Genomic DNA, 12,748 nt, shown 5'->3' with positions numbered 1-12,748 from the left:
AGTGGCCGCGTCGAACTCGTCGATGTACAACTCCGACCAGCAAGCCTCGCGCACCAGCAGCGTGGCCGCGGCGATCAACCAGCTCGGCGCCGCCGCCCAGGAAATCGCGCAGAACGCCGCCCTCGCCTCGCAGCACTCCAGCGACGCCCGCAGCCTGGCCGAAGACGGCCAGCAGGTGGTGGATAAAACCATCGCGGCGATGCAACAGTTGTCGGCGAAGATCAGCGACTCGTGCGGCAACATCGAAACCCTCAACAGCAACACGGTCAACATCGGGCAGATCCTGGAAGTGATCACCAGCATCTCCCAGCAGACCAACTTGCTGGCGCTCAACGCCGCCATCGAAGCAGCCCGCGCCGGTGAGGCCGGTCGCGGTTTTGCCGTGGTGGCCGATGAGGTACGCAACCTCGCTCACCGCACCCAGGACTCAGCGCAGCAAGTGCAGACGATGATCGAAGAGCTGCAAGTCGGCGCCCGCGCAGCGGTGGGCATCATGACCGACAGCCAGCGCCAGAGCGAAAGCAGCGTCGGCATCGCCAACCAGGCCGGCGAACGCCTGGGCAGCGTGACCCAGCGCATCGGCGAGATCGACGGCATGAACCAGTCCGTGGCAACAGCGACCGAAGAGCAGACCGCCGTGGTGGAGTCGATCAACGTCGACATCACCGAAATCAACACGCTGAACCAGGAAGGCGTGGAGAACCTGCAGGCGACCTTGCGTGCGTGTGCCGATCTTGAGCAGCAGGCGGCGCGGTTGAAGCAGCTGGTCGGAAGCTTCAGGATCTAAGGCGCACTCACCGGCCCCTTCGCGGGCAAGCCCGCTCCCACACTGGATCTCCAGTGCGACAAAGTTCCCTGTGGGAGCGGGCTTGCCCGCGAAGGCGGCATCAGCCGCCATGAAGATCTAGAACCTCGACCCAGGCTTCGACAGAAACGCCAGCTCCTCAGCCGTAGACACCCTCCCCAACACCGCATTGCGATGCGGAAACCGCCCAAACTGCGCAATCACTTGCTGATGCCGCTCGGCATAGTCCAGGTAATCGCTGAACAGTGCCCGATCGCTTTCCGGCTGCTGCGCCACCAATTCGATATAGCGCGAGACGCCTTCGTTCTGCACCGCCAGGTTCTCGCTATGCTCGAACACCAGGTAGATGAACACCCGCTGAATCGGCTGCAACTGCCGGTCGAAATCCGCGGCAATGCCTTGCGCCACCAGCGCCTGAGCCCTGATGTCACCGGAAAAAGCCTTGGGAGAATCGCGAAAGATCATTCGCGGGAGTTGATCGAGCAACAGCACCAGGGCCAGCCAACCTTCGGGACGTTGCATCCACTCGGTCAATCCGCCGGCCAGTGCCTGTTCGACGCAGTCCCCGAAACGCTCACGCGCTTCGAGGTCCTGGCTGTCGCGCTTGCCGAACCATAACCTGCCCTTCTGCGCCGCCACTTCGCTCGCCGATCCGGAACTTCCGAACCACCAATCAAGCAACGGCTGCCAGGGCGCGGTCATGGTTTACTCCTTGTGGTAAGCCGTGACGCGGGCCACTTCTTCTTTCGAACCGAGGAACACCGCCACACGCTGGTGCAGGCCTTCGGGCTGGATGTCGAGGATGCGCTGATGGCCGTCGGTGGACGCGCCGCCCGCCTGCTCCACCAGGAACGACATCGGATTGGCTTCGTACATCAGGCGCAGCTTGCCCGGCTTGGACGGCTCGCGGCTGTCACGTGGGTACATGAACAGGCCGCCGCGGGTCAGGATGCGGTGCACGTCGGCTACCATCGCGGCGACCCAGCGCATGTTGTAGTTCTTTTTCAGCGGGCCTTCATCGCCTGCCAGCAATTCGCTGACGTAGCGCTGTACCGGTGCTTCCCAGTGACGCTGGTTGGACGCGTTGATGGCAAATTCCTGGGTACTTTCAGGAATGGTGATGTTCTCGTGGGTCAGTACGAAACTGCCCATTTCACGGTCCAGGGTGAAGCCTTTCACGCCGTCGCCCAGGGTCAGGATCAGCATGGTCTGCGGACCGTAGATCGCGTAACCGGCGGCCACTTGCTGGGTACCTGGCTGCAGGAAGGCCTTTTCATTCAAAGGTTCGTTCTGGCTCAGGTATTCGTTCGGGCAACGCAGTACCGAGAAGATGGTGCCGACCGGGGCGTTGATGTCGATGTTCGACGAACCGTCCAGCGGGTCGAATACCAGCAGGTACGCGCCTTTCGGGTATTTACCCGGGATCTGGTAGGCGTTGTCCATTTCTTCGGACGCCATGCCGGCCAGGTGACCGCCCCATTCGTTGGCTTCGAGCAGGATTTCGTTGGAGATCACGTCGAGCTTTTTCTGCACTTCGCCCTGGACGTTTTCAGTGCCCATGCTGCCCAGAACGCCACCCAGGGCGCCTTTGGACACGGCGTGGTTGATCTCCTTGCAGGCACGCGCCACCACTTCGATCAGGAAGCGCAGATCGGCAGGAGTGTTGTTGCTGCGGGTCTGCTCAATCAAATAGCGACTCAAGGTAACGCGGGACATGGAAGGCTCCGGTGGAATGGGGGGCTAAAAACCCGCGCAGTTTAACGCGAGTCGGGGCGCATTTCCTCCTATCAGACGTGATCCGCCGAAGAGAGTTCATGCGCGGGGTTGAGCGTAGATGGAAATGGGCGGGGTGTGAGCCTGGAAAGGGTGGCTTGTTTCAATATTTTGGGTGTCTGGCTGACCGCCTTCGCGAGCAAGCCCGCTCCCACAAGAACGGCGCTGTTCCTGTGGGAGCGGGCTTGCTCGCGAATGGCGCGTAGCGCCAGCCATTCTCAGGATTTGGCAGAAGGCTTGCGCAGCAAACTGAAAGCCATCGCCGCCAGAAACACCACACAGAGCAGCAACACCGCCCACAAACCGAATTTCTTCCAGTGGCTGTCGACCGGCACCGACGCGGCGCCTACCGACGGCTGCGTAGTCAGCGCCCCGACATCCACCAAGGCCCGGCCCAGGGTCGCCAGCTTCTGCGGGCTGTAATCCGGAATCAGCGTCGACAGCGGCAAGTTCGCCGCCTTCGCTGTCGTGTTCCCCACCACCAGCGTGTAAGGCCCCGGCCCACGTGCCAGAAACACCAGTTGCGTGGCGCGCATGGCAAACTTCAGCGTCGGCGCCTGATCACCCAGGCCGCCACCGCGTTCGTCCACGGTCAGTTTCAATTGCTGGACGATTTGCCCGGACAACTGCAATTGGTTTTGCACCACGTCCTGACCATTCTGCGTCAGGCGATAGAGCAAACCGCTGCCCAACGACTGCCATGGCAGGCTGCTGTCGCGCCGGCCGGCCAGGCTCACTGGCGCCAGACTGTTGGGCTGGCTCAACTCGACCTGCACTCGCTCGACATTAAGCCCCATCGGCAACTGCCAGGTGTATTCACCCGCCTTCACGCTGCTGCCGGCCAATGCCTGGGACCAGACCAACGGCAATGGCAGGCTGCGGGTATTGGCGCTTTGCAGTTGCGCCGATGTCAGTGTCGGCGCCGAATGCGGGGTGATCCACAGCAACCGCAGGTAGCGCGCCGACTGACCCGGCAGGTTGACCTCATGCTGTTCGACCCGCTCGTCGGAAAAGGTCAGGCGCGCCACCTGCCCTTCGCCCCAGGACTGCCAACGCTGCAGATCATCGCTGGCTTCGATGGTGAAACGCTGGAAGCCGTCGCGCTCGCTGGTCCAGTCGAGAATCAATTGCTGCAATGGCGCCTTGATAGCGGACGCGTCGAGCAACCAGCCGCGCAACTCCTCCTCACCCGCCTCCAACTGACTGGAGGGCTGCACTTCGACCAACGTGCCGTTGGTGCTCGATTGCACCCGTACGCTCGGCGCGGTTTCAGTGGCGTCCACTGAGTTGTACAGCGCAAACCATTTCACCTCGGTCAAGGTACGCGTTTCATTGCTCCGCGCCGACTCCCGGACCAAGGCATAGGCCTGAGCTTCACCCACGGAGTTGAATACACGCACATCGCTCAGGTCAGCCTGCCGTGCATTCAGTTGTACGCTCAGGGGCAGTTCAAGGCGATACCAAGGTCCTTCGCCCGTTACCGACAAAGGCACTTGGGTGGTGAAATCCGCCGGTTTTTCCTGGGCAACCGCCGACAACACCAGCCCCATGGCAACAATGCCCAGCCAACCCAGACTCAGCTTCTGACTCAAGACGACACTCCTTGTGATTCCGGGACCGGTTTCCCGCTGTCCGGCACGGCTTCGGCACGTTTGGGCGGTAGCGGAGCGAAATAACCCACCACCAGCAACAACACGCCGACACCAATAAACGACACGATCCGCGCCAGCCCGCCGCGATTGCTCAATTCGACAAAAAACAGCTTGGCCACGACCACACCAATCAAGGCCGCACCGATCAGCCAGACTTCGCGACGGCGACGCATATGGCCGCCGATCATCAGGCTCAGGGCCATCAAGGTCCAGACAATGGACAGGCCGGCTTGTACTCGCATCGACTCCAGCAACAGATCCAGCTCGAACGGCACCGCACTCCAATGGTGCGCCGTGCGCATCACCAAAGCCGTAAAGAACACGAACAGCGAGGCACCTGCGACCCCTTGTGTTGCAATGGCGGCGTAATCCTTGCGGACAGCCAGTTGGGGCATGGCGCTGCGGGACCAGACGTAGACGCCGAACAACGCAAACAACAGGCCCAGCTCCAGCGGGTTGATCAATGGCACGTAAGGCAGTGGCTCGGCGTTGCCCTCACTGGCGATATTCGCCAGCCAGAACCAGCCGAGCAACAGCAAGGCCAGCGGCGCAGCGGCGTACACGCGGTATTCCCGAGGATAGGCCGACACCGGCCAAGGCCATGCGCGAGGTGCTGCCATCAACACCAGATACAGGCTTGGCAGAATCGCCCAGCCCAACCAGCGCCAGGCGTTGTATTGCTCGGACAACACCAGCAAGGCGTAACGCAGTTCCAGCGCCAGCACGCCCATCAACAGCCAGCAGCCGAGCACATGGGCGACGCTCGGCACGGGCGCTGGCAGCATGGGCGCCAGGCGTCGCAGGGACATGAAATGCACGACGAACACGGCGGCCCACGCCAGCCAGCCAAAGTTGGCCGCCGGGTGATAACGCGAGTGCCAGGCCGCTAGCAGCACCAGCGCCGCAGCGGGTATCAACACCGTGCCGAGTCCCCCCAGTGACGGCCATTTCAGGCGCAGCGCCAATACCGTCCACAGCGCAACACTTACGGCAGCGATGCCCAACAACAACGTCGCCTGCATCGACTGCGGCGCAAAATGCAGCACTTCGATAACCCAGGCCAGCGCCCACCAACCCGCGCCCCACACCAGCAACGCCTGGGACAATCGCAACAGACTCAGACCTTTGAACGCGGTGAACGAATGACCGATCTGCAAACGCCAGGCCCCGACCATCGCGGCCAGCCCCAGCAGCAGCGGCGCCCAGAACCCGCCATGGGCCAGGGGCTGCAGACCGTCACTGAACTGTGGCCCAGCCGTCAGGAACAGCGCGCCACCCAACAGTTGCACAGCGAACGCGGCGAACACGAACGTGCGCGATTGCAGGTGCAAGCCAACAAACAACGTGAGCGCCCCGGCCAAGGCCCAACTGATCACCGTGCCGTGGCTGAAGAAAAACAAGGGAGCCAGCAAATAGAGAAACGCCAGCCCGAGACAAGCCAATACCGGCAGGCCTTTGAGCTCCCATGGCCTGATCTGCTCCGGCAAGGCTTTAAGTAATTGGTAGAAGCTGAACAGCAACGCGACGCCCAGTAACAGCGCACCTAGCGGTACACCGCCGAGCAGGCTGCTTTCGCTGTCGTGCAGCTCGCTGAGAAACGCCAGCGCCGCCCCCAGTTGCAGCAGCAAGGCAAAGGCCCGGCCCAAGGGCCTTTGTTGGCGCAGACCGAGCCAGAAGATCCCCGCGCCTTCCACCGCCCATGCCGCCGTCGTCCAACGCGCATCGAGCCCCAGCGGTATCGCCAGGCTGGTGAAGATCACGCCCAGGGCCAGGCAGGTTTCGCCCAACAACAGCGTGCGCCCGACCATCAGCCAACGGGCAAGCCCCATATAAATGATGCCCAGTGCCAAGGCACTGAATGCAGCAGCGAATTCCAGATGCTGCACCAGCACCAACTGCAAGCCGAAACCCGCCAGTGGCGGGCCGAACAGCAGCGTGCCGTCGACGTAGTCACCCTTGCGCGCCAACCAGCGCAGCAGTGCTTCGCGACTGCCATCTGCGGGTGTATCGCCCATCTCCATCAATCTGCGCCGGGCGAACAGCAGACCAATGGCCACGTACATCAGGAAAAACAAAATCAGAAACAGCTCGGTGCTCCACAACAGTTCCGGCGAGTAGGAGCGCAGGCCCCAGGCGAATCCGATGCCGAAAGTGCCGGTGAAGCCAATGACATTCAACAGCCGCCAGGCCTTGAACCAGGCGATGGCGAAGATACCGGCGTTGAGCAGGGTAAAGTAGCTGAACAGCGCGACATGGCTGCCGGCGCCGGTGGAGGCCAGGATGGGCGCGGCGAATCCGCCCAGTGCGGCCGCGGCGGCCAGCCCCAGGGAATCCTGGGCAATGGCGAGAATCGCCGAACAGACCGTCACCGCCACCAGCAGGCCAAACCCCGCCGAGGGATCGAGCAACGGATGCAGGCGCATCGCGGCAAACACCGTCAGGTACATCACGGCGATCCCGGCACCCTGCAGGATCAATGCGTAACTGCTGTTGCGGGCCCTCAACCACCAACCCAGCCCGAGCAGCCCCAATGCTGCGGCAGCCACGCCTGCGTAGCGCAACTCAACCGGCACCACCACGCCTTCAGTGGCATAGCGCAGCAGAAAGGCCAGGCCGAGGAACAGCAGCACCACGCCGACGCGCAACACGGTATTGCCACCGAACAACCAGGCACGGGCGCGACCGATGGCGCGGTCGATGAGATTCGGGCCACGCGGGGAGCCAGGCGATTGTGCTTGGCGAGCGGTCGGCTCGGGTTTCCATGCATCGGCGGCCGGACGCCTGATTTCGCTGGCCGCCGCCTGGATTGGCTCGAGTTCGGGCGGCAGTTCCCAGATCAGTTCCGTGGCTGCGGCAGGGGTTTCATCAAGGAAGGTTTCAGGTGAGACAAGCGGTTCGCGGGTTTGCGGCGCCTTGACACCCGATGCTTCGAGCAGCGCCAGACGTTGCTCCACCGCTTGCAGGGCTACCTGCGCCTGCTCCAGCAAACGCTGCTGCTCGACGGCCTGCGAGTCCATGCGAGCCAAGCGAAGGGCCTGGCCGATACCCAACCCGAGTAACGCGCCCAGCAGCGCATCGCTGAATGACTCGTCGAGTATCCAGCCGAGCACCAGCCCTATCAGCATGAACATCCATTGCATGGTCGATATCCCTAAGCGCATTAGCCAATCCGGAAAGATTAGCTCAGCCGTATCCATAAAGATCGCAGCCTTCGGCAGCTCCTACACCCATCCTGTAGGAACTGCCGAAGGCTGCGATTTTTTCCGGCGCGCCAGTATATCCACCTGCCTGAAGACTTACTCCAGCGCCTTCCAGATTTCCGTGGCGTACTCGCGAATGGTCCGGTCCGACGAGAACCAGCCCATCCGCGCCGTGCTCAATACCGCTGAACGCCACCACTCCTTCGAATCGTGCCAATGGGCTTCGACGCGCATCTGCGCGTGCCAGTAGGAATCGAAGTCGGCGCAGACCAGGAAGCGGTCGTAATCCACCAGCGAATCGATCAACCCGGTGTAACGGGACGGATCATCCGGCGAGAACACCCCGCCACGAATCGCTTGCAGCACATCGTTCAGGCGATGGGACGCGGCGATGTCCGGTACGGCACTGAACTCATGGTTCTGCTTGCGCGCCTCCACCTGCTGCGCGCTGAGGCCGAAGATGAACATGTGCTCGGCACCGATGCGGTCGCACATTTCCACGTTGGCCCCGTCCAGGGTGCCGATGGTCAGCGCGCCGTTCAGGCCGAATTTCATGTTGCTGGTGCCTGATGCTTCGAAACCGGCGGTGGAAATCTGCTCGGACAAATCCGCCGCCGGAATGATGCTCTCCGCCAGGCTGACGTTGTAGTTGGGCAGGAACACCACTTTGAGCAAACCGCGCACGGTCGGGTCGTTGTTCACCACCCGGGCGATGTCGTTGGTCAGCTTGATGATCAGTTTGGCCTGGTGATAACTCGCAGCTGCCTTGCCGGCGAAGATTTTCACCCGTGGTACCCAGTCGATTTCAGGTTCGGCGCGGATCGCCTGGTACAACGCCACGGTGTGCATCAGGTTGAGCAATTGGCGTTTGTACTCATGGATGCGCTTGACCTGCACGTCGAACATCGCCGCCGGGTTGACCGCCACGCCCAAGCGCTCATGAATCAGGTACGCCAGGGCTTTCTTGCTGTGCAGCCGTTGCTCGGCAAACGCCTTGCGGAACGCGCTTTTCTCGGCGAACGGCTCGAGGGCGAGCAAACGCTCTTCCGGGTTGTCCAGCACCTCGGGACCCAGGGCATCGACCAGCATCGAGGTCAGCTCGGGGTTGGCCTGGTAGAGCCAGCGGCGGAAGGTGATGCCGTTGGTTTTGTTGTTGATCCGCTCCGGGTAGAGCTTGTGCAGTTCGGAGAACACCGTTTGGCGCATCAGTTGCGTGTGCAACCCGGACACACCGTTGATGCTGTGGGAGCCGAGAAACGCCAGGTTGCCCATGCGCACCCGACGACCGTTGTCTTCCTCGATCAGCGACACCGCGCGCAACACGTCGAAGTCGTGAATGCCTTTGGCCCGCAGGGAGTCGATGTGCTGGGCGTTGATCAGGTAAATGATCTGCATGTGCCGCGGCAACATGCGCTCCATCAGGCCGACCGGCCAGGTTTCCAGCGCTTCGGGCAACAAGGTGTGGTTGGTGTAGGACAGCGTATCGACGGTGACTTGCCACGCGGCATCCCACGCCACGTCATAAACGTCGACCAGTTGCCGCATCAGTTCAGCCACGGCAATCGAGGGGTGAGTGTCGTTGAGCTGGATCGAGGCGTGATCGCCCAGGGTCAGCACCGAGGTGTGCATGTTGCGATGACGGCGCAGCAGATCCTGCAACGAGGCGGCGACGAAGAAGTACTCCTGGCGCAGGCGCAACTCCTGGCCGGCCTCGGTGCTGTCCGCCGGGTACAGCACCCGGGAGATGCTTTCGGCCCGGGCCACTTCGGCCACGGCACCCAGGTGGTCGCCAGCGTTGAAACGCTCCAGGTGCAGATCTTCCATGGCGCGGGCGCGCCACAGGCGCAGCGTGTTGACGCTCGCCCCGCGCCAGCCGACCACCGGCGTGTCGTAGGCAATCGCCCGTACGGTTTCCGCCGGGGACCAGACTTGCCGGGATTTGCCGGTGTCGTCGGTCAGGGTCTCGACACTGCCGCCGAAACCAATGGTGTAGACCACTTCCGGCCGCTCGAACTCCCAGGGGTTACCGAAATCCAGCCAGTGTTCGGTCTGCTCCTGCTGCCAGCCGTCGACAATCGCCTGGCGGAACAACCCGTGTTCATAGCGGATGCCGTAGCCATGACCGGCGATGCCGAGGGTCGACATGCTTTCCAGGAAACATGCCGCCAGACGCCCGAGGCCGCCGTTGCCCAGGGCCGCGTCGGGCTCCAGCAGACGGATGCGCTCAAGGTCGACGCCCAGTTCGGTCAAGGCTTCACGCGCCACGTCGAGCAGGCCGAGGTTGCTCAGGCTGTCGATCAGGAGCCGGCCGATGAGAAACTCCAGGGAAAGGTAATAAACGCGCTTCTGACCTTTGCGGTAGATCTGCCGCGTGTGGTCCATCCAGTGCTCGACCATGTGATCCCGCGCGGCCAGGGCAATGGCTTCAAACCAGTCATGGTCGAAGGCGTGATCCGGGTCTTTACCCACTGCATAAGTGAGCTTGGTCAAGACGGCGTCGCGGAATGCGGCCACCTCTGCTTCGCGAACAAGTGGTTCTTGAGTCATCGATAGGACCTCGAGCGAGCTTGGAGTTGTCTGAGCCTAGACGGTCTGACAGGCGGTAGAGGCTCTGGTTCGGCAGTTTTCCTGTAAGTGCGAATCGGGTCGGCAATACATTGTCGAGTACCTGATTCAATGCAGGGGCCGTGCCGGATTAGCGGTTTATTGGCCGGCAGTGAAAAAATCTGGCGAAAGGTTGTTCAAAAATCCACCAGTCCCGGTATGATCGCGCGCCCTGATGCACACGCTGGTAACAAACGATGATGAAGCCGAACCTGATCGCTGCCGCAGAGATCGACCGCCTCGATACCTGGGCCAAGTACTCTGCCCCGATGTGCGGCTCGTGCATGTCCAGCTGCTGCACCCTGCCCGTCGAGGTCAAGATCAAGGACCTGATCCGCATCGGCGTGGTCGATGAGTTCGAGCTGGGCGATCCGCCGAAGAACATCGCCAAACGCCTGCAAAAGGAAGGTCTGGTCGAGCGCTTCAACCAGAAGTCGGGAATCTTTACCCTCCAGCGCATGAGCAACAACGATTGCCTGTACCTGGATCGTAAGAGCCGTCTGTGCACTATTTATGATAAGCGCCCGGATACTTGCCGCAACCACCCGAAAATCGGCCCGCGGCCGGGGTATTGCGCGTACAAGCCGAAGGAAGTGGAGCGCGAGCGGAATTCGCGCAGTATCGAGCGGTTCTGATATTTCCTGAGATTTTCGGTGGCTGATCGGCCGCCTTCGCGAGCAAGCCCGCTCCCACAGGTATTTTCGGTGTTCACACAATTTGTGGCTCACCTTGAACCCTGTGGGAGCGGGCTTGCCCGCGAAGGGGCCCTGACAAACACCACACAAATCCCAGACAAACAAAAACGCCCCCGGCCTTTCGACCGGGGGCGTTTTCGTTCAGCCGGGGCTAAATCTTATGCCTTGGCTTTCTTGGCAGCGCGGGTACGCTCGCTTTCGTCAAGAATTTTCTTACGCAGGCGAATCGACTTTGGAGTCACTTCGCACAATTCATCGTCCTGGATGAATTCCAGAGCCTGTTCCAGGGTGAAGCGAACAGGTGGAACCAGAGCGATGGTTTCGTCTTTACCCGAAGCACGCATGTTGTCGAGCTTCTTGCCCTTGGTAGGGTTGACGCCCAGGTCGTTGTCACGGTTGTTCAGACCAACGATCTGACCGTTGTAGATTTCCTGACCGTGTTCAACGAACAGCTTGCCACGCGCCTGCAGGGTTTCCAGGGAGTAGGTCAGTGCCTTGCCGGTTTCAACCGAAACCAGAACGCCGTTCTGACGGCCGGACATGTCGCCGGACTTCATCACGTCGTAACGGTCGAAGATCGAGGTCAGGATGCCAGCGCCGTTGGTCAGGGTCAGGAACTGGTTACGGAAACCGATCAGACCACGAGCAGGGATGTTGTATTCCAGACGTACACGGCCCTTGCCATCCGGCACCATGTTGGTCAGGTCGCCCTTACGCAGGCCCATCTCTTCCATCACCTTGCCCTGGGATTCTTCCGGCAGGTCGATGGTGACGTTTTCGAACGGTTCGTGCTTCACGCCGTCAACCAGACGGATGATCACTTCCGGACGGCCTACAGCCATTTCGAAGCCTTCGCGACGCATGGTTTCGATCAGTACCGAGAGGTGCAGTTCGCCACGGCCGGAAACCTTGAACTTGTCAGCCGAGTCGCCTTCTTCAACGCGCAGCGCAACGTTGTACAGCAGCTCTTTGTCCAGACGTTCCTTGATGTTACGGGAAGTCACGAACTTGCCTTCTTTACCGCAGAATGGCGAGTCGTTTACCTGGAAGGTCATGGAAACGGTTGGCTCGTCGACGGTCAACGGCTTCATCGCTTCAACGGTGTCCGGGTGGCACAGGGTGTCGGAGATGAACAGCGAGTCCATACCGCTGATGCACACGATGTCGCCTGCAGCAGCTTCTTCAACGTCTACACGGTGCAGACCGTGGTGACCCATCAGCTTCAGGATACGACCGTTGCGCTTCTTGCCGTCGGCGCCGATAGCCACAACCGGGGTGTTCGGCTTGACGCGACCGCGAGCGATACGGCCAACACCGATAACACCCAGGAAGCTGTTGTAGTCCAGTGCGGAGATCTGCATCTGGAACGGACCGTCACGGTCGACTTTCGGCGCAGGTACGTTGTCGACGATCGACTGGTACAGCGGGGTCATGTCTTCAGCCATTTCGGTGTGGTCCAGACCGGCAATACCGTTCAGGGCCGAGGCGTAGACGACTTTGAAGTCCAGCTGTTCTTCGGTGGCACCCAGGTTGTCGAACAGGTCGAAGATCTGGTCCAGAACCCAGTCCGGACGCGCGCCTGGACGGTCAACCTTGTTGATGCACACGATCGGACGCAGGCCGGCTTCGAACGCCTTCTTGGTCACGAAACGGGTTTGCGGCATAGGGCCGTCTTGAGCGTCAACCAGCAGCAGAACGGAGTCGACCATCGACATTACGCGTTCAACTTCGCCGCCGAAGTCGGCGTGGCCCGGGGTGTCCACGATGTTGATGTGGTAGCCGTTCCAGTTGATGGCGGTGTTTTTCGCCAGAATGGTAATACCGCGCTCTTTTTCCTGGTCGTTGGAGTCCATCACGCGCTCGTCGTTGAGCTCGTTGCGCTCCAGGGTGCCGGATTGACGCAGGAGTTTGTCTACCAGGGTGGTTTTACCATGGTCAACGTGGGCAATGATGGCGATGTTGCGTAGATTTTCGATCACTTGTGTATCTCGATCAGAGGATTCGGTGTGCTGACAAGTC

Annotated in this window: 8 protein-coding genes; 2 read left to right on the top strand and 6 right to left on the bottom strand. The window is 61.2% G+C overall.

Annotated elements, in window-relative coordinates:
• The first annotated feature begins 22 nt into the window (after window positions 1-22).
• A complete protein-coding gene (locus BSF40_RS33440) occupies window positions 23-787 on the top strand; it encodes a methyl-accepting chemotaxis protein (RefSeq protein WP_371317842.1) in 765 nt (254 codons plus the stop codon).
• Window positions 788-904: 117 nt separating this feature from the next.
• Here the strand turns inward: BSF40_RS33440 and BSF40_RS07095 are convergent, their stop codons facing one another.
• The 5 genes from BSF40_RS07095 to BSF40_RS07075 all read right to left on the bottom strand — a co-directional run bounded on the left by BSF40_RS07095 (window position 905) and on the right by BSF40_RS07075 (window position 9,977).
• Window positions 905-1,507, bottom strand: a complete 603-nt coding sequence (locus tag BSF40_RS07095) for a DUF924 family protein (RefSeq protein ID WP_095964577.1) — start codon at window positions 1,505-1,507, stop codon at window positions 905-907.
• Between the two features lie 3 nt (window positions 1,508-1,510).
• Window positions 1,511-2,521, bottom strand: a complete 1,011-nt coding sequence (locus tag BSF40_RS07090; RefSeq protein WP_034148565.1) for a class 1 fructose-bisphosphatase — start codon at window positions 2,519-2,521, stop codon at window positions 1,511-1,513.
• A 275-nt stretch (window positions 2,522-2,796) separates the two neighbouring features.
• On the bottom strand, window positions 2,797-4,170 hold the full coding sequence (locus BSF40_RS07085; RefSeq protein ID WP_095964576.1) for a DUF3999 domain-containing protein: 1,374 nt from the start codon (window positions 4,168-4,170) through the stop codon (window positions 2,797-2,799).
• On the bottom strand, window positions 4,167-7,370 hold the full coding sequence (locus tag BSF40_RS07080; RefSeq protein ID WP_095964575.1) for a DUF2339 domain-containing protein: 3,204 nt from the start codon (window positions 7,368-7,370) through the stop codon (window positions 4,167-4,169). The genes BSF40_RS07085 and BSF40_RS07080 overlap by 4 nt, the downstream gene beginning before the upstream one ends.
• A 156-nt stretch (window positions 7,371-7,526) precedes the next feature.
• A complete protein-coding gene (locus tag BSF40_RS07075; protein ID WP_095964574.1) occupies window positions 7,527-9,977 on the bottom strand; it encodes a glycogen/starch/alpha-glucan phosphorylase in 2,451 nt (816 codons plus the stop codon).
• A 254-nt stretch (window positions 9,978-10,231) separates the two neighbouring features.
• On the opposite strand from BSF40_RS07075, the gene BSF40_RS07070 reads away from it, so the two are divergent.
• Window positions 10,232-10,669 carry a YkgJ family cysteine cluster protein gene (locus BSF40_RS07070; protein WP_007970630.1) on the top strand — a complete coding sequence of 146 codons (438 nt, stop codon included), beginning with the start codon at window positions 10,232-10,234 and terminating at the stop codon, window positions 10,667-10,669.
• A gap of 218 nt (window positions 10,670-10,887) precedes the next feature.
• On the opposite strand, the gene typA is transcribed toward BSF40_RS07070, so the two are convergent.
• The gene (gene typA, locus BSF40_RS07065; protein WP_095964573.1) at window positions 10,888-12,708 is read right to left on the bottom strand and encodes a translational GTPase TypA; all 1,821 of its coding nucleotides are present in this window, start codon (window positions 12,706-12,708) and stop codon (window positions 10,888-10,890) included.
• Between the last annotated feature and the right edge of the window lie 40 nt (window positions 12,709-12,748).

Source organism: Pseudomonas sp. ACN5 (assembly GCF_002303975.1).
In the GTDB taxonomy this organism is placed as follows: Bacteria; Pseudomonadota; Gammaproteobacteria; order Pseudomonadales; family Pseudomonadaceae; genus Aquipseudomonas; species Aquipseudomonas laurylsulfatiphila.
The sequence above is the reverse complement of the archived record's forward strand: the minus strand, read 5'-3'. Positions and strand labels throughout refer to the sequence as shown.